At 68.2% G+C, this 16,276-nt stretch carries 15 protein-coding genes; 10 read left to right on the top strand and 5 right to left on the bottom strand.

The annotated features are described in order from the left end of the window. Positions 1 to 2 precede the first annotated feature (2 nt). From hsaA to hsaB, 4 genes are read left to right on the top strand one after another with little or no spacing between them, the layout of a single operon-like run. A complete protein-coding gene (gene hsaA / locus BST17_RS13020) occupies positions 3 to 1,187 on the top strand; it encodes a 3-hydroxy-9,10-secoandrosta-1,3,5(10)-triene-9,17-dione monooxygenase oxygenase subunit (protein WP_083058461.1) in 1,185 nt (394 codons plus the stop codon). Next, the gene (gene hsaD, locus BST17_RS13015; RefSeq protein ID WP_083058460.1) at positions 1,187 to 2,059 is read left to right on the top strand and encodes a 4,5:9,10-diseco-3-hydroxy-5,9,17-trioxoandrosta-1(10),2-diene-4-oate hydrolase; all 873 of its coding nucleotides are present in this window, start codon (positions 1,187 to 1,189) and stop codon (positions 2,057 to 2,059) included. The genes hsaA and hsaD overlap by 1 nt, the downstream gene beginning before the upstream one ends. 12 nt (positions 2,060 to 2,071) lie before the next feature. Continuing rightward, positions 2,072 to 2,971 (top strand): iron-dependent extradiol dioxygenase HsaC, encoded by a 900-nt coding sequence (gene hsaC, locus BST17_RS13010; RefSeq protein ID WP_083058459.1) that lies wholly within the window; start codon positions 2,072 to 2,074, stop codon positions 2,969 to 2,971. A gap of 5 nt (positions 2,972 to 2,976) precedes the next feature. Further along, complete coding sequence (hsaB, locus tag BST17_RS13005) at positions 2,977 to 3,543, top strand: 3-hydroxy-9,10-secoandrosta-1,3,5(10)-triene-9,17-dione monooxygenase reductase subunit (RefSeq protein WP_083058457.1); 567 nt, start codon at positions 2,977 to 2,979, stop codon at positions 3,541 to 3,543. Positions 3,544 to 3,617: 74 nt separating this feature from the next. On the opposite strand, the gene BST17_RS13000 is transcribed toward hsaB, so the two are convergent. The 3 genes from BST17_RS13000 to BST17_RS12990 are packed head-to-tail and all read right to left on the bottom strand — an operon-like array spanning position 3,618 to position 6,343. Continuing rightward, entirely contained in the window at positions 3,618 to 4,607 is a 990-nt protein-coding gene (locus BST17_RS13000; protein ID WP_083058455.1) for an Rv2253/PknI dimerization domain-containing protein, read from the bottom strand. Continuing rightward, positions 4,588 to 5,391 (bottom strand): alpha/beta fold hydrolase, encoded by an 804-nt coding sequence (locus tag BST17_RS12995; protein WP_083058453.1) that lies wholly within the window; start codon positions 5,389 to 5,391, stop codon positions 4,588 to 4,590. The genes BST17_RS13000 and BST17_RS12995 overlap by 20 nt, the downstream gene beginning before the upstream one ends. A 13-nt stretch (positions 5,392 to 5,404) precedes the next feature. After that, a complete protein-coding gene (locus BST17_RS12990) occupies positions 5,405 to 6,343 on the bottom strand; it encodes a LysR family transcriptional regulator (RefSeq protein ID WP_083058451.1) in 939 nt (312 codons plus the stop codon). Between the two features lie 35 nt (positions 6,344 to 6,378). On the opposite strand from BST17_RS12990, the gene BST17_RS12985 reads away from it, so the two are divergent. From BST17_RS12985 to BST17_RS12975, 3 genes are read left to right on the top strand one after another with little or no spacing between them, the layout of a single operon-like run. Continuing rightward, complete coding sequence (locus BST17_RS12985) at positions 6,379 to 7,734, top strand: MFS transporter (protein WP_207573631.1); 1,356 nt, start codon at positions 6,379 to 6,381, stop codon at positions 7,732 to 7,734. Next, positions 7,731 to 8,507 carry a 3-hydroxybutyrate dehydrogenase gene (locus BST17_RS12980; RefSeq protein WP_083058448.1) on the top strand — a complete coding sequence of 259 codons (777 nt, stop codon included), beginning with the start codon at positions 7,731 to 7,733 and terminating at the stop codon, positions 8,505 to 8,507. Before BST17_RS12985 ends, BST17_RS12980 begins: the two co-directional genes overlap by 4 nt. After that, on the top strand, positions 8,504 to 10,420 hold the full coding sequence (locus BST17_RS12975) for an acetoacetate--CoA ligase (RefSeq protein ID WP_109750131.1): 1,917 nt from the start codon (positions 8,504 to 8,506) through the stop codon (positions 10,418 to 10,420). The genes BST17_RS12980 and BST17_RS12975 overlap by 4 nt, the downstream gene beginning before the upstream one ends. A 5-nt stretch (positions 10,421 to 10,425) precedes the next feature. Here the strand turns inward: BST17_RS12975 and BST17_RS12970 are convergent, their stop codons facing one another. Further along, positions 10,426 to 11,820 (bottom strand): xylulokinase, encoded by a 1,395-nt coding sequence (locus BST17_RS12970; RefSeq protein ID WP_083058444.1) that lies wholly within the window; start codon positions 11,818 to 11,820, stop codon positions 10,426 to 10,428. Between the two features lies 1 nt (position 11,821). Continuing rightward, positions 11,822 to 13,009, bottom strand: a complete 1,188-nt coding sequence (locus BST17_RS12965; protein WP_234807667.1) for an ROK family protein — start codon at positions 13,007 to 13,009, stop codon at positions 11,822 to 11,824. A gap of 100 nt (positions 13,010 to 13,109) precedes the next feature. On the opposite strand from BST17_RS12965, the gene xylA reads away from it, so the two are divergent. The 3 genes from xylA (at position 13,110) to BST17_RS12950 (ending at position 16,268) form a co-directional block, all read left to right on the top strand. Then, on the top strand, positions 13,110 to 14,327 hold the full coding sequence (gene xylA / locus BST17_RS12960) for a xylose isomerase (protein WP_083058442.1): 1,218 nt from the start codon (positions 13,110 to 13,112) through the stop codon (positions 14,325 to 14,327). A gap of 76 nt (positions 14,328 to 14,403) precedes the next feature. Next, complete coding sequence (locus tag BST17_RS12955) at positions 14,404 to 15,477, top strand: sugar ABC transporter substrate-binding protein (protein WP_083058441.1); 1,074 nt, start codon at positions 14,404 to 14,406, stop codon at positions 15,475 to 15,477. A 5-nt stretch (positions 15,478 to 15,482) separates the two neighbouring features. Then, entirely contained in the window at positions 15,483 to 16,268 is a 786-nt protein-coding gene (locus BST17_RS12950) for an ATP-binding cassette domain-containing protein (protein ID WP_083058700.1), read from the top strand. Positions 16,269 to 16,276: the final 8 nt, after the last annotated feature.

The raw sequence follows: 16,276 nt of genomic DNA, 5'->3' as shown, positions 1-16,276 counted from the left end.
CAGTGACGTCCATTGAACAGCGTGACGTGCAGGCGGTTCTCGCCGGTATCGACGATCTGTTGCCGAACCTGCGGGAACGCGCACAGACCGCGGAGGATCAGCGTCAGGTTCCCTACGAGACCATCAACGAACTCGACGAGGTCGGCTTCTTCAAACTGCTCCAGCCCGAGCAGTGGGGTGGCCTGCAGGCCGAGCCGACGGCGTTCTACGAAGCGGTCCGGCGGCTGGCCAGCGCGTGCGGTTCCACCGGATGGATCAGCTCCATCATCGGTGTGCACAACTGGCACCTCGCGCTGTTCGATCAGCGCGCCCAGGACGAGGTGTGGGGCGACGACCCGACCGTGCGCGTCTCGTCCTCGTACGCCCCGATGGGCGCGGGCACCGTGGTCGACGGCGGCTACCTGGTCAGCGGCGCCTGGCAGTGGTCCTCCGGCAGTGAGCACGCCACCTGGGCGTTCCTCGGCGGCCCGGTGATCAAGGACGGCCGCCCGGTCGACTTCGGCAGCTTCCTGATCCCGCGTACCGAGTACACGATCGACGATGTGTGGCACGTCGTCGGGCTCAAGGGCACCGGCAGCAACACCGTCGTCGTCAAGGACGTGTTCGTGCCCTCGCACCGGTTCCTGTCCTACAAGTCGATGAACGACGGCACCGCCGGCGGCTACCAGAACAACACCGCACCGGTCTACAAGATGCCGTGGGGCACCATGCATCCCACCACCATCTCGGCACCGATCGTCGGCATGGCCTACGGTGCCTACGCCGCGCACGTGGAACACCAGGGCAAGCGTGTCCGCGCCGCCTTCGCCGGTGAGAAGTCCAAGGACGACCCGTTCGCCAAGGTGCGTATCGCCGAGGCCGCCAGCGATATCGACGCGGCCTGGCGTCAGCTGATCGGCAACGTCGGCGACGAGTACGCCCTGCTGCAGGCCGGCAAGGAGATCCCGTTCGAGCTGCGGGCCCGGGCCCGCCGCGACCAGGTGCGGGCCACCGCCCGCGCCATCGCCTCGATCGATCTGCTGTTCGAATCGGCCGGCGCCACGGCCCTGGTCACCGGTGCCCCGCTGCAGCGGTTCTGGCGTGACGCGCACGCCGGCCGGGTGCACGCCGCCAACGAGCCCGAGCGTGCCTACCTGATCTTCGGTAACAACGAGTTCGGTCTGCCGCCCGCGGACACGATGGTCTGATGACTGCCATTTCGGAGATCACATTCGAGTCGACGTCGCGGTATGCCGACGTGCAGGCCGGGGAACTGGCCATGCGGTTGCACTACCACGAGGCCGGCGACCCGACGGCGCAGACCATCGTGCTGCTGCACGGCGGCGGGCCCGGCGCATCGAGCTGGTCGAACTTCGGCCGCAACATCGCCGTACTCGCCGAGCACTACCACGTGCTGGCCATCGACCAGCCCGGCTACGGGCTGTCGGACAAGCACACCGAGCACGAGCAGTACAACCGCTACAGCGCCAAGGCCGTACTCGGCCTGCTCGATGCGTTGGAGATCACCGGGCGCGTTCCGCTGCTGGGCAATTCGCTCGGCGGCGGCACCGCGGTGCGCTTCGCGCTGGACTACCCGGACCGCGCGGGCAAGCTCATCCTGATGGGCCCCGGCGGGTTGTCGGTGAACCTTTTCGCCCCCGATCCCACCGAGGGCGTGAAGGCGCTGGCGAAGTTCAACGTCGAGCCGACCCGGGAGAACCTCGAGGCGTTCATCCGGATCATGGTGTTCGACCAGAAGCTGGTCACCCCGGAACTGGTCGAGGAACGCTTCCGGATCGCCAGCACCCCGGAGTCGCTGGCGGCCACCCGGGCAATGGGAAAGTCGTTCGCGGGGCCCGATTTCGAGCTCGGCATGATGTGGCGCGAGGTGTACAAGCTGCGCCAGCCGGTGCTGCTGATCTGGGGCCGTGAGGACCGGGTGAACCCACTCGACGGTGCGCTGGTCGCGGTCAAGCAGATCCCGCGCGTGCAACTACACGTCTTCGGGCAGTGCGGGCACTGGGCCCAGGTCGAGAAGTTCGACGAATTCAACAAGCTCACCATTGATTTCCTGGGCTAGGAGGGCCCTTCCATGAGCATCAAGTCGCTGGGGTACATGCGCATCGAGGCAACCGATGTGGCGGCGTGGCGCGAGTTCGCCCTGAAGGTGCTCGGCATGGTCGAGGGCGAGGGGGCCACCCCGGGTGCCCTCTACCTGCGGATGGACGAGGTCGCCGCGCGCCTGGTCATCGTGCCCGGCGATCATGACCGGTTGCTCATCTCCGGTTGGGAGGTGGCCGATGCCCCGGCGTTGCAGGCGCTGCGCGAGACGCTGTCCAAGGCCGGCGTCGAGTTCGCCGAAGGCACCCGTGAGGAGCGTGCCGAGCGCCGGGTCGAGGGCCTGATCCGGTTCAACGATCCGGCGGGCAACGTACTGGAGGCTTTCCACGGTGCGCAGTACCTGGGCCGGCGTTTCGTCAGCCCGTACGGCCACAAGTTCGTCACCGGCGAGCAGGGGCTCGGCCATGTGGTGCTCACCTGTGACGACGACGCCGCGGCGCAGGCGTTCTACCAAGACGTGCTCGGCTTCCGGTTGCGCGACTCGATGAGCCTGCCCCCGCAACTGGCCGGCCGGCCCGCCGACGGCGACCCGGTCTGGCTGCGCTTCTACGGCTGCAACCCGCGTCACCACGCGCTGGCGTTCATGCCGATGCCCAACCCGACCGGCATCGTGCACCTGATGGTCGAGGTCGAGGAGTCCGACGACGTCGGCCTGTGCCTGGACCGTGCGCTGCGCCGCAAGGTCAAGATGTCGGCCACCCTGGGCCGGCACATCAACGACAAGATGCTGTCCTTCTACATCAAGACCCCGGGCGGTTTCGACATCGAATTCGGCTGTGAGGGACTCGAAGTCGAGGATCAGAACTGGGTGGCGCGGGAGAGCACCGCGGTCAGCCTGTGGGGCCACGACTTCAGCGTGGGCTTCCAGTAGCCGATATGCCCGCTCACGCGATCGACCCGCGCGCATTCCGGAATGTGCTGGGACAGTTCTGCACCGGGGTCACCGTCATCACGACCCACCACGAGGACACCCCGATCGGGTTCGCCTGCCAATCGTTCGCGGCGCTGTCGCTGGACCCGCCGCTGGTGCTGTTCTGTCCGACCAAACAGTCCCGGGCCTGGCAGGCCATCGAGGCCAGCGGCCGGTTCTGCGTCAACATGCTGCACGAGAACCAGCAGCATGTCTCGGCCCAGTTCGGATCCAAGGCGCCCGACAAGTTCGCCGGGATCGACTGGACCGCATCGGAACTGGGTTCACCGATCATCGACGGCAGCCTGGCCCACATCGACTGCACGGTCGCTTCGGTGCATGATGGCGGCGATCATTTCGTGGTGTTCGGTGCGGTGCACGCGCTGTCGGAGCCGCCGGCCCTGAAACCGCGGCCGCTGCTGTTCTACCGCGGCCAGTACACCGGTATCGAACCGGACAAGAACACCCCGGCGCAGTGGCGCGACGACCTGGAGGCGTTTCTCACCACGACGACATCGGACACGTGGTTGTGATCCCGTCGCTTCGCTCGCCCGGGGCGTTGTAATCCCGTCGCTTCGCTCGCCCGGGGCGCTCTGATCCCGAAGCCCTAGTCTCCGACCCGCTGCAGCTTCACGTCGAGTTCGACCTTCGCCGGGCAGTCGCCGGTGTACTCCTGGAACGACGTCCCCGACAGTGTGACGATCGGGTCCTGCGGTCCCTGCGGGAGCGGCAGGTCGTCGCGGGATGTCTGGCGCACCTTGCCGATGCCGTCGGTGCACTCGGCGTCACCGTCGGGGAAGTTGGCGGTGAAGCGGCCGTCGCCGTAGAGCATCACGAACAGGTTGTTGGTGTCGATCGTCGACATCAGGCTCACGCAGCGGTCGCCGGTGCGCAGGCAGTAGGTCGTCGCCTTGTAGTCGTGCGGCGGGAACGTCTGGCCGGTCTCCCGATAGGTCTGGGAGTACGTGTACACCCCGCGCAGCGCCGCGCCCACCGACTTGCGCAGCGGCGGTTCCAGCGCGGGATCCGGCGGGGTGATGCTGACACCGGAGCCCGTGGTGGGGGTCAGGTGGATGGCTCGCTTGTTGGCGCACAACGCCGGTGCGGTGGCCCAGGTGTACTCGCCGTTCATCGAACCGTCGAGCTGCGACTTCAGCGTGATGACCGTCCAGCCCTGGGCGTCGGTTTCGACATCGCCCACCTTGCACTTGTCCGGAGCCTCGCGCACCAGCAGCCAGTCGCCGCCCAGATAGTCGAACACCATGGTCTGCAGTGGCGGTCCGGCCGGGTCCTGCGGGTTCACCACCGCCACCGTCGCAACACATTCGGAGCCCTTGCACACCGAACGGGCCACCCATGTCTCGGTGCGCGCGGTGCCGGCCACCGGCTTACCGTCGGGTGTCGCGGTCGGTCCGACATCGACCTTGTAGGTGCCGTCCAGGGAGGGGCCGGTCTTGGCGGCTTCCTGCTCGGCACCGGTGGTTCGGACGGTGTACAGGCACGCCGCGAAACCGCCGAGCACGACAGCGACCAGCGCGGTCGCCGCCAGCAGTTTGACCAGGGTGCGCTTGGTGTCTTTACTCAGCCCAATTGCCATCGCCGTAAGAATGCCATCCCAGAGTGGTTGCGATGAACGCAATCACGGCGGCGGCCACCTCGCGATGTATCGATTCGTTGAGAATGTCGTGCCGGGCACCCGGGAACTCGGCGATCCGCAGGGCGTCGAGTTGCTCGGCATAGGCCCGCACCGGGCCGACCGGTGCGATCGGATCGGCCTGGCCGTGTACCGCCAGGGTGGGCACCGCCAACGTCGGCAGTTCGCGGCCGAACCGGTCCCAGGCTGCATCCAGTGCCCGCGCCAGCGCAGCGCTGTCGGCCTCGACGAAGGCCAGCGGATCGTTCTCCATGGCGTCCAGATAGAACGGGTCGGCCGACAACCAGGCCGGGTCGAGCTGCAGGGAGGTGTCGACGTCGAGCAGGTCGGCCACCGGGGCCAGCGGTGCCCCGGAGATGACACCGGCCCGGTAGCGGTCGGGCTGTTCGACCAGTCGCAGCAGCGTCACCACCGACCCGTAGGAGTGGCCGGCGGCGACCAGGGGCAGACCCGGGTACCGGGTCTCGACCAGCCGGGTCAGCGCCTCGGCCAATGCCGAACTGTCGGCCGGCGTGCCGACATCACCACGCGGGCCGGGGCTCAACCCGTGGCCTAGTTGATCGACGGCCCAGACGTCGATGCCTGCGGCATTCAGCGCGAATCCATAGCGGTGGTAGACACCGGTGTGCTCGCCGAAGCCGTGCAGGAAGATGACGGCGGCGCGGGGTTCGGCCGCCGCCCAGTGCCGGTAGTACGCGCGGGCGGTCGGGGTCTCCAGGAACGGCATGCACCAACGATATTCAGCCGGTGCCCAGCAGCACATCCTTCTGCTCACGCATGCGGTCGCCGATCGCGTCGACGATGGCACCGACCTCGGGCCTGCGCAGCGTCTCGGCACGGGTCACCAGCCAGTAGCTCAGCCGCACCGACACCTGGGCGGGCAGCACCCGGACCAGATCCGGGTGCCGGTCGGCCATGAAGCAGGGCAGCAGGCCGAGCCCGGCGTGCGCGCGGGTCGCCTCGACATGGACGAAGACATTGGTCGAGGAGACCGACTGGCGCATGGTGGGCGCGAAGCTGGTGGCCAGGTCCAGCTCGTCGACCTGCAGCATGGAATCGATGAAATAGACCAGCGGGTGTGCGGCCAGCTCCTCGACCGCCCGCGGGGTGCCGTGGTCGGACAGGTAACGCTGGGAACCGTAGAGGCCGAGGCAGTAGTCACCGAGCCGGATGGCCTGGGCTCGCTGCACGGCCGGTTCGCCGACCACGATCTCGATGTCGACGCTGGCGCGCTGCTGGCTGGCCCGGCGGGTGGCCGCGACGATCTCGACCGCCACCGCGGGATGACTGCGCTGCACCTCGGCGGCGGCCGGCGCGGCGATATAGGCGCTGAACCCGTCGGTGGCCGAGATGCGCACGACGCCTTCCAGCGCCTGCGGCCGACCGTCGGCGTCGGCCAGCGAGCGCACCGCGGCCTCGATCGCCTCGGCCGCCGACAGGACCTCGCGGCCGCGGTCGGTCAGCTCCCACCCGGCCCCGACGCGGGTCAGCACCCGCGCCCCGATGGCCTGTTCGAGTGCGGCGATGCGCCGCGAGATGGTGGTGTGGTTGACGCCGAGCTGCTCGGCGGCGCTGACGTAACGCCCGGTGCGCCCGACAGCCAGCAGGATCAGCAGATCATCGGCGCTCGGTACGGCCACCTCTGCATTTTTGCAGATAAGTGGTGCGTTTCTGGTCATTGTGCGCGGTGTTACCTGCATGAATACTCATGGCCATGTGTGCTGCCGATCACAATTCACTTCAGCCGACCACCGGGCTCAAACGTGTCGTCACCGCATCGATGGCCGGCACGGTCGTCGAGTGGTACGAGTTCTTCCTCTACGGCACCGCCGCGACGCTGGTGTTCAGCAAGGTGTTCTTCGCTCAGACCGGCAGTGAACTCGACGCCATCCTCGCCGCATTCGTCACCTATGCCGTCGGATTCATCGCGCGCCCGTTGGGTGGCATCGTCTTCGGCCACTTCGGCGACAAGTACGGCCGCAAGAAACTGCTGCAGTTCAGCCTGCTGCTGGTCGGTGTGGCGACCTTCGCGATGGGCTGCCTACCGACCTTCGACCAGATCGGCTACTGGGCGCCGGCGCTGTTGGTGACGCTGCGCTTCATCCAGGGCTTCGCGGTCGGCGGGGAATGGGGCGGTGCGGTCCTGCTGGTCGCCGAGCACAGTCCCAGCCGACAGCGTGGGTTCTGGGCCAGCTGGCCACAGGCCGGTGTGCCGGCGGGCAACCTGCTGGCCACCGTCGTGCTGCTGGTGCTGACCACCACGCTCTCGGATGCGGCCTTCCTGTCCTGGGGTTGGCGGGTGGCGTTCTGGCTGTCGGCGGTGGTGGTGCTGGTCGGCTACTACATCCGCACCAAGGTCACCGATGCGCCGATCTTCGTCGAGGCGCAGCAGGAGGCGGAGCGCATCAAGGCGGGCTCGCTGTCGGTCGTCGAGGTGCTCAAGCGTTACCCCCGAGGCGTTTTCACGGCCATGGGCCTGCGGTTCGGCGAGAACATCATGTATTACCTGGTGGTCACGTTCTCCATCACATACCTCAAGACCCAGGTGGGTGCCGATACCAGCACCATCCTCTGGTACCTGCTGATCGCTCACGCCGTGCACTTCGCGGTCATCCCGCTGGTGGGCCGGCTGTCGGATCAGTACGGCCGCCGGCCGGTGTACATCGTCGGCGCGCTGCTGGGCGCGTCGTGGGGCTTCTTCGCCTTTCCGATGATGAACAGCGGCAACTACGCGGTGGTGACGGCCTCGGTGACCATCGGGTTGGTGATCCATGCGCTGATGTATGCGCCGCAGCCGGCCATCATGTCCGAGATGTTCCCCACTCGGATGCGCTATTCCGGTGTCTCCCTTGGCTATCAGGTCACCTCGATCGTCGCGGGGTCGCTGGCACCGATCATCGCGGTCAAGCTGCTCGACATCTACGACTCGTCAGTGCCGATCGCGGTATATCTCGGCCTGGCGTGCGGCGTCTCGCTGCTGGCCGCGCTGGCCACCCGCGAGACCAAGGGCATCGACCTCAAGACGCTCGATGACGCCGACGCGCGCGATATCGCCGGGGCGCGGGCATGAGCGAGCCTGCGAGCGCATCAACGGCACCGAGCGATCTCTCCGGCAAGACCGCACTGGTCACCGGGGCGGCCGCCGGGATCGGCGCCGCCTGCGCCCGCGAACTGGCCGCGCGCGGCGCCAAGGTGACCATCGCCGACCGTGACGCCGAGGGGGCGCAGGCGTTGGCCGACGAGATCGGCGGTACCGCATGGCCGGTCGACCTGCTCGACGTATCGGCCCTCGAAGATCTGCGCCTCGACGTCGACATCCTGGTCAACAACGCCGGCGTGCAGCGGGTGGCGCCGATCGCCGAGTTCCCGCCCGACGCCTTCCGCACCCTGCTGACGCTGATGACCGAGGTGCCCTTCCTGTTGATCCGGGCGGCGCTACCGCACATGTACGACGCGGGTTTCGGTCGCGTCATCAATCTGTCATCGGTGCACGGACTGCGGGCCTCCGAATATAAGGTCGCCTATGTGACGGCCAAGCACGCGCTGGAGGGGCTCTCCAAGGTGACCGCGCTCGAGGGCGGCCCGCACGGAGTGACCAGCAATTGCGTCAACCCTGGATATGTGCGGACCGCGCTGGTGGACAAGCAGATCGCCGACCAGGCACGCACGCACGGCATCGACGAGCAGCAGGTCGTCGAGCAGATCCTGCTCAAGGAGAGCGCGATCAAACGACTCGTGGAGCCGCAGGAGGTGGCCTCGCTGGTGGGCTGGCTGGCCTCCGATCAGGCGGGCATGGTCACCGGCGCGTCCTACACCATGGACGGTGGGTGGAGCGCCCGGTGAGCCCCGAGCCGCAGTGGGAACCGACCGCAGCCGATATCGCCGACGCGCAAGTCACCGCGTTCGCGCGGACGGTCGGAAAAGAGGCCGACTACCACGCGCTGTGGCAGTGGTCGGTCGACGAACCCGAGGCATTCTGGGGTGCGCTGTGGCGCTACTTCGACCTCGGCGACATCCCGGGCGAGGTACTGGCCGACGCCTCGATGCCCGGCGCCACGTGGTTCCCGGGGGTGCGCCTGAACTACGTCGACCAGATCGCCCGGCACGCCCGCTCGGACCGGCCCGCCATCCTGAGCGTCGGCGAAGGGGCCGACGTCGTGGAGGTGTCCTGGGCCGAACTACTCCGCCGGACAGCCGGTTTCGCGGCCGTGCTGAGCGAGCTCGGGGTGGGGCCGGGTGACCGCGTGGTGGGATACCTGCCCAATATCGCCGAGGCGGTCATCGCCTTCCTGGGAACCGCCTCGATCGGCGCGGTGTGGAGCGCCTGTGGCCAGGACTACTCGGCCAAGGCCGCGCTGGACCGACTCGATCAACTCGAGCCGGTGGTGTTGGTGACCGCCGACGGGTATCGGTTCGGCGGCAAGTCCCATGACAAGACCGCCGATGTGGCGGAGTTGCGCGCCGGGCTGCCGACGTTGAAGGCGACCGTCTCGGTATCGCGACTGTCGCCGACCCCCGATGGGTGTCTGGATTTCGCGACCGTCACCGACCGCGACGCCGAGTTGCGCAGTACCGACGTCCCATTCGACCATCCGCTGTGGATCCTGTTCTCGTCGGGCACCACGGGGCTGCCCAAGGGTATCGTGCACGGTCATGGCGGCGTGCTCGTCGAGCATCTCAAAGCCGTTGCCCTGCAGAGCGATATCGGACCGTCGGACACCTTCTTCTGGTACACCAGCCCGAGTTGGATGATGTGGAACTTCCAGGTCGCCGGCCTGTTGGTGGGCGCTACCATCGTCTGCTACGACGGCAGCCCGTCCGCCCCGACACCGGATACCCTGTGGGAGTTGGCCGCTCGGCTGCGCGTCACGGTACTGGGTACCAGCCCCGGATACGTGCTGGGCTGCGCCAAGGCCGGTGCCGTTCCCCGTACCGATCATGACCTGGCCGCGTTGCGCACCGTCGGGATCACCGGATCGTCGCTGCCGCCCTCGACATCGCTGTGGATGCGCGACAACCTCGGCGCGCACGTGCAGGTCGCCTCGATCAGCGGTGGCACCGACGTGGTGTCGGCGTTCATCGGTGGGGTGCGCACCGTGCCGGTGTGGCCGGGCGAGTTGTCGGTACCCTTCCTGGGCGCGGCGCTGGATGCCTGGGACGAGTCGGGCACGCCGGTGCGCGGCGAGGTGGGCGAATTGGTGATCACCAAACCGCTGCCCTCGATGCCGGTCTCGTTCTGGAACGACCCGGACGGATCCCGGTACCGGGACGCGTATTTCGAGATGTTCCCCGGCGTCTGGCGACACGGTGACTGGATCACCATCACCGACCACGGCAGCGTCGTCGTGCATGGCCGCTCGGATTCCACCCTGAACCGGCACGGTATCCGGATGGGCAGCGCGGACATCTATCAGTCCGTGGAGCGGCTGCCCGAGATCGCCGAGGCGCTGGTGATCGGCGCCGAGCAGCCCGACGGGGGCTACTGGATGCCGCTGTTCGTGGTGCTCGCCGACGGGGTGTCGTTGACCGACGAGCTGACCGACAAGATCAAGCAGACCATCCGCACGGAGGTCTCGCCGCGCCACGTCCCCGACGAGGTCATCGTCGCCCCCGGCATCCCGCACACCCGGACCGGCAAGAAGCTCGAGGTGCCGATCAAGAAGCTGTTCCAGGGCGCCGATGCGGCGAAGGTGGTGGAACGCACCGCCGTCGACGATCCCGACCTGCTCGACTGGTACGTCACCCAGCGACGCTGATCCGGTCAGCGCAGCGTGAGTTCCTGCGCGGTCAGGTACCGGTCGAGCACGTCGGGTGTCGGGTCCGCCTGATAGCCGGTCGCGACGCGGGCCTGCCAGTCGGGTTGCGCCTCGTGCCCGGACAGCACCCAGGCGGCTTGACGGGCGGCGCCCAGCGCGACGTACTCACCGGCTTCGGGTACGTCGACCGTCGTCCCGAAGACCGCAGGGGCGATGCGCCGCACGGCCTCCGAGCGTGCCCCGCCGCCGATCAGGATGATGCGATCCGCCGAGACACCCTGCTCGGCGATCTTGCCGGTGCAGTAGGCCATCGAACTGAGCAGTCCCTCGACCGCGGCGCGGGCGATGTTGGCCGGGTTGAGGTTTCGTGACGTCATACCCTGCAGGGCACCGGCGGCGTGCGGCAGGTTGGGCGACCGCTCCCCGTCCAGGTAGGGGACCAGCACCAGGCCCTCGGCGCCGGCCGGGGCCGACAGCGCGAGCCGGTCGAACTCGGTGAAGTCCACCTGCAGCATGGCAGCCACGGCCGCCAGCACCGGCGCGCCGTTGAGCGTGCACACCAGCGGCAGCTGCAGGCCGGTCGCGTCGGCAAACCCCGCGACGATGCCCGCGCCGTCATGCGGTGCCGTCGGGCCCACCGCGCTGACCACCCCGGAGGTCCCCAGCGACACCACACAGTCACCGGAGCCGGCCGCCAATCCCAGTGCCGCTGCGGCGTTGTCACCGGCGCCCGGTCCCAGCACCGCACCGCCGGTGGTCCGGCCGGCGGCGTCGCGGGGCCCCAGCACGTCCGGGACGGCGGGCCGGCGCCCCCGCATCGCCAGTTCCAACAGGTCCATCCGGTAGGAGTCGCTCTCGGCGGCGAAGTATCCGGTGCCGCTGGCATCGCTGCGGTCGGTGCGCAGATCGGCGATATCGCGTGAACCGGTCAGGCGCCAGGTCAGCCAGTCGTGCGGCAGGCAGACCGCCGCCGTGGTGTCGGCGTGGTGCGGCTCGTGGTCGGCCAGCCAGCGCAGTTTGGTCGCGGTCACCGATGCGACCGGGACGACGCCGACGCCCTCGGCCCATGCCGCGGCGCCCCCGAGCTCGGCGACCAGCTGGTCGGCCGCCTCGGCGGAGCGGGTGTCGTTCCACAGCAGCGCATCTCGCACGATCCGGCCGGCCTCGTCCAGACAGACCATGCCGTGTTGTTGGGCGCCGACCGACACCGCGGCGACGTCGTCGATACCGCCTACCGCCGCGATGGTGCGCTCCAGCGCCTCCCACCAGTGCCGCGGGTCGACCTCGGTGCCCGCGGGATGCGGCGAGGATGCCGAGCGTACGACCTCACCGGTGGCGGCCTCGCAGATCACCACCTTGCACGACTGGGTGGACGAATCGATTCCGGCGACCAGTGCCATGTCAGAACCTTCCGGGGTCGGCGAGCAGTGGGGTGAAGGCCAGTTCGGCGGCACCGATCATCAGCGTGTCACCGCCGAGGGTGGCGGGGACGACCCGCACCAGACGGCGCGGGGCGCCCATGGTGTGCCGGGCCAGTTCGTCGTGTAACACCGCCGCGGCGAACGCCGGGAACGCCCGCAGGAAGCCGCCCAGCACGATCAGCCGCGGATTGAGCATGTTGACGGCGTTGCCGAGCGCGATCGCCAGGCACCGTGCCTGCCGCGCGAGCACGTCCATCTCGGCATCGTCGGGTGGTGAATGGCCTTCTGCGTCAACACCATCCAGACGGGAGAGCAGTCGGGCCAACGGAGGCTGGCGGACCTCGGTCTCCAGACAACCCGTGCTGCCGCAGTGGCACCGCTCGGCGCCGCCGACGTAGGTGTGTCCGAGTTCGCCCGCGTACCCGGCCACGCCGGCCAGGATGTCACCGGCGACCACGAAACCGGCCCCGATGCCGCTGGGCCCGCCGTTCACATAGATCAGGTGGTCGGGATCGTGATGGCTGCCGAACAGGTGCTCGGCCAGTGCGCCGGCGTTGGCGTCGTTGGCGGCAAAGACGGGCAGATCGGTTGCCGCGCTCAGCATCTGGCCGATCTGGACGTCATGCCAGTCGAGATTCGGGGCCAGCTGGACGGTGGATTCGCCGGTGTGCACCAGGCCCGGGACGGCGACGCCGACGGCGGTCACCAGTTGCCCGTCGCGCAGGGTGCGCCTGATCCGGTCGATCTCGGCGGCGGCGATGGCGACGGTGTCGGATGCGGTCGGCACCTGTGCGGTCTCGTGGCGTACGGCCTCGAGCACCGCGCCACCCATCGACACCACGCCGACGGTGACGGCGTCGACCTCGGGGGTGACCGCCACCGCGAGCGCACGGTCGCCGGGGCGCACGATGGGGCTGGGTCTGCCGACCTGGGTGGCCGACCCGGCCGGCGCCTCGGCCACCAGGCCGCGCCCGACCAGTTCCTCGACCAGATCCTTGGTGGTCGATCGGGACAGTCCGGTGACCCGGGTCAGGTCGGCCCGGCTGAGCGCGCGGCGGCGGTGCACCAGTGTCAGCACGCTGGACAGGTTGCGGCGCCGGACGTCGTCGCTGCTGGTGCCCACCCGGGTGGTTCGCCGCGCGTCGTCGCCGTGCGCAACCGCCTTCACGAGCTCACCATCCCTTCACATCCACGCTTGACAGTGGCCTGCGCCACATCTTATGTTCGGCGCGAGAACAAAAGCGTAGAGCATCGATACGAGGAGCACCATGACCGTCCTGGAATCCAGTGTCACCGACGACCTGACGCCGCGGGCATCGGACAGATTCTCGTTCGGCCTCTGGACCGTCGGATGGCAGGGCATCGACCCGTTCGGCGTCGCCACCCGGCCCGCGCTCGATCCGGTGGAGGCGGTGGAGAAGCTGGCCGAACTGGGCGCCTACGGGTTGACCTTCCACGACGACGACCTGTTCGCCTTCGGCAGTTCCGATGCCGACCGCCGGCACGCCATCGACCGGCTGACCGCCGCGCTCGGGGCGACCGGTCTGGTCGTGCCCATGGTGACCACCAATCTGTTCAGCCAGCCGGTCTTCAAGGACGGCGGATTCACCAGCAACGACCGGGCCGTGCGCCGGTTCGCGCTGCGCAAGGTGCTGCGCAACCTGGATCTGGCCGCCGAACTCGGAGCCCAGACATTCGTGCTGTGGGGCGGCCGGGAAGGCAGCGAGTACGACTCGGCCAAGGATGTCCAGGCCGCGCTGCAGCGCTACCGGGAAGCACTGGACCTGTTGTGCCAGTACGTAACCGATCAGGGCATCCAGATCCGGTTCGCCATCGAACCCAAACCCAACGAGCCGCGCGGGGACATCCTGCTGCCGACGGTCGGGCATGCGCTGGCGTTCATCGACACCCTCGCGCAGCCAGACCTGGTCGGGGTGAACCCGGAGACCGGCCACGAACAGATGGCGGGTCTGAATTTCACCCATGGCATCGCCCAGGCGCTCTACAGCGGCAAGCTCTTCCACATCGATCTGAACGGCCAGCGCGGCATCAAGTTCGACCAGGACCTGGTGTTCGGACACGGCGATCTGGCCAACGCCTTTGCCCTTGTCGACCTGCTGGAGCACGGCGGTCCGGGCGGTGGTCCGGCCTATGCGGGGCCGCGGCACTTCGACTACAAGCCCAGCCGCACCGAGGACGCCGAGGGTGTGTGGGCCTCGGCCGCGGCGAACATGCGGATGTACCTGTTGCTGCGCCAGCGGGCGACCGCCTTCCGTGCCGACCCCGAGGTGCAGGAGGCCATGGCCGCGGCCCGGGTGGCCGAACTGCGGGAACCGACCCTCGGTGCCGGCGAAACCTACGCCGACCTGCTCGCCGACCGGACGGCGTTCGAGGATTTCGACGCCGCCGGCTACTTCGGCGGCCGGGGCTGCCACTTCGTCCGGCTCAATCAATTGGCGATCGAGCATCTGCTCGGCGCCCGGTAGTCGTGGCCTACGACACATTATTTGTAAAGATCGACAACAAATCATCCGGACTCGACCGAACCCCTCGGAGGACACCGTGAAACGCACCAGCACCCTGCTCGTCACCGCCGTCGTCGGCATCGGTCTGACCCTCACCGGATGCGGATCGAACGCATCGGACTCCGGGTCGGGGGAGGCCTCCGGCGGCAAGGTCGGTGTCATCCTGCCCGACACCAAGTCCTCGGTGCGGTGGGAGACCAAGGACCGTCCGGCGCTGGAAGAGGCCTTCAAGGCTGCCGGGGTGGAGTACACGATCCAGAATGCCGAGGGCTCGGCGGACACCATGGCCACCATCGCCGACGCCATGATCGCCGACGGCGTCACCGTCCTGGCGATCGTCAACCTCGACTCCGACAGCGGGGCGTCCATCCAGCAGAAGGCTGCGGCCCAGGGCGTCAAGACCATCGACTACGACCGGCTGACGCTGGGCGGGTCTGCCGATGTCTACGTCTCCTTCGACAACACCGAGGTCGGCAAACTGCAGGGGCAGGGTCTTGTCGACTGCCTGGGCGGGAAGCCGGCGAATGTGGTGTTCCTCAACGGTTCCCCGACCGACAACAACGCCACGCTCTTCAGCAGCGGAGCGCATTCGGTGATCGATGCCACCCCCTCGATCACCAATGTCGGTGAACAGGCCGTACCGGACTGGGACAACGACAAGGCCGTGACGATCTTCGAGCAGCTCTACACCGCGGCCGACGGCCGGGTCGACGGCGTGTACGCGGCCAACGACGGTCTCGCCGGGTCGGTCATCTCGATCCTGGAGAAGAACCGGCGCGCCGGACAGGTTCCGGTCACCGGCCAGGACGCCACCGTCGAGGGGCTGCAGAACATCCTGGCCGGCAATCAGTGCATGTCGGTCTACAAATCGGCGACCGAGGAGGCCGACGCACTGGCGGAGGTGGCGATCGCCCTGGTTAACGGTGAGTCGCCGGAGACGACGGCCACCTCCCGGGACGACACCGGCGGCCGCGACGTGCCCTCGGTGCTGCTGACCCCGAAGTCGATCACCAAAGAGAACGTCAACGTCGTTCTCGACGACGGCGGACAGTCCAGGGACGAGGTGTGCACGGGCCAGTTCGCCGCGATGTGTACCGCCGCGGGGATCTGAGCGACGTGAGCGCTCCGGTTGCACCCATCCTCGAACTACAGGGTGTGAACAAGAGTTTCGGCGTGGTCCATGTGTTGCACGATGTCGACTTCCGGGTGTACCCGGGCCAGGTGACCGCGCTCGTCGGTGACAACGGGGCGGGAAAGTCGACACTGGTGAAGGCCATCGCCGGTATCCACCCGATCGACACCGGGACCTATCTGTTCGAGGGCACGCCGGTGACGGTGCGCAGTCCCAACGACGTCTCCGCCCTCGGGGTCGAGGTGGTCTATCAGGACCTGGCGTTGTGCGACAACCTCGACATCGTCGAGAACATGTTCCTGGGAAGGGAACTGAAGAGCCGCGGCATGCTCGACGAGGCGCGGATGGAGACCATGGCCCGGCAGGCGTTGACCTCGTTGTCGGTGCGGACGGTCAAGTCGGTGCGCCAGCCGGTGTCGAGCCTGTCGGGCGGTCAGCGCCAGACGGTGGCCATCGCGAAATCGGTGCTGTGGAACTCCAAGGTGGTGCTGCTGGACGAACCCACCGCCGCGCTCGGTGTCGCACAGACCCAACAGGTGATCGAACTGGTGCGCAGGCTGGCCGACCAGGGACTCGGCGTCGTGCTCATCTCGCACAACATGAACGACGTCTTCGAGGTCGCCGACCGGATCTGCGCGCTGTACCTCGGCAGGGTGGCCGCCGATGTGCCGGCCGGCGAGGTCACCCATGGCCAGGTGGTGGAGCTCATCACCGCAGGCCGCTCCGGCGCCCTCGGACTGGCGCCGGCCCAAGCCGCCGAATCGATGTGAACCAGAGA

The sequence above is a fragment of the Mycolicibacterium bacteremicum genome, from assembly GCF_002086115.1.
Taxonomy (GTDB): Bacteria; Actinomycetota; Actinomycetes; order Mycobacteriales; family Mycobacteriaceae; genus Mycobacterium; species Mycobacterium bacteremicum.
The sequence above is the reverse complement of the archived record's forward strand: the minus strand, read 5'-3'. Positions and strand labels throughout refer to the sequence as shown.

Excerpts from the sequence above, each read along its gene's own strand:
- BST17_RS12995 (WP_083058453.1), bottom strand. The coding sequence starts at position 5,391 with ATGCCGTTCCTGGAGACCCCGACCGCCCGCGCGTACTACCGGCACTGG.
- BST17_RS12970 (WP_083058444.1), bottom strand. The coding sequence starts at position 11,820 with ATGGCACTGGTCGCCGGAATCGATTCGTCCACCCAGTCGTGCAAGGTG.
- hsaC (WP_083058459.1), top strand. The coding sequence starts at position 2,072 with ATGAGCATCAAGTCGCTGGGGTACATGCGCATCGAGGCAACCGATGTG.
- hsaD (WP_083058460.1), top strand. The coding sequence starts at position 1,187 with ATGACTGCCATTTCGGAGATCACATTCGAGTCGACGTCGCGGTATGCC.
- xylA (WP_083058442.1), top strand. The coding sequence starts at position 13,110 with ATGACCGTCCTGGAATCCAGTGTCACCGACGACCTGACGCCGCGGGCA.
- BST17_RS12990 (WP_083058451.1), bottom strand. The coding sequence starts at position 6,343 with ATGACCAGAAACGCACCACTTATCTGCAAAAATGCAGAGGTGGCCGTA.
- hsaB (WP_083058457.1), top strand. The coding sequence starts at position 2,977 with ATGCCCGCTCACGCGATCGACCCGCGCGCATTCCGGAATGTGCTGGGA.
- BST17_RS13000 (WP_083058455.1), bottom strand. The coding sequence starts at position 4,607 with ATGGCAATTGGGCTGAGTAAAGACACCAAGCGCACCCTGGTCAAACTG.
- BST17_RS12980 (WP_083058448.1), top strand. The coding sequence starts at position 7,731 with ATGAGCGAGCCTGCGAGCGCATCAACGGCACCGAGCGATCTCTCCGGC.
- BST17_RS12985 (WP_207573631.1), top strand. The coding sequence starts at position 6,379 with ATGTGTGCTGCCGATCACAATTCACTTCAGCCGACCACCGGGCTCAAA.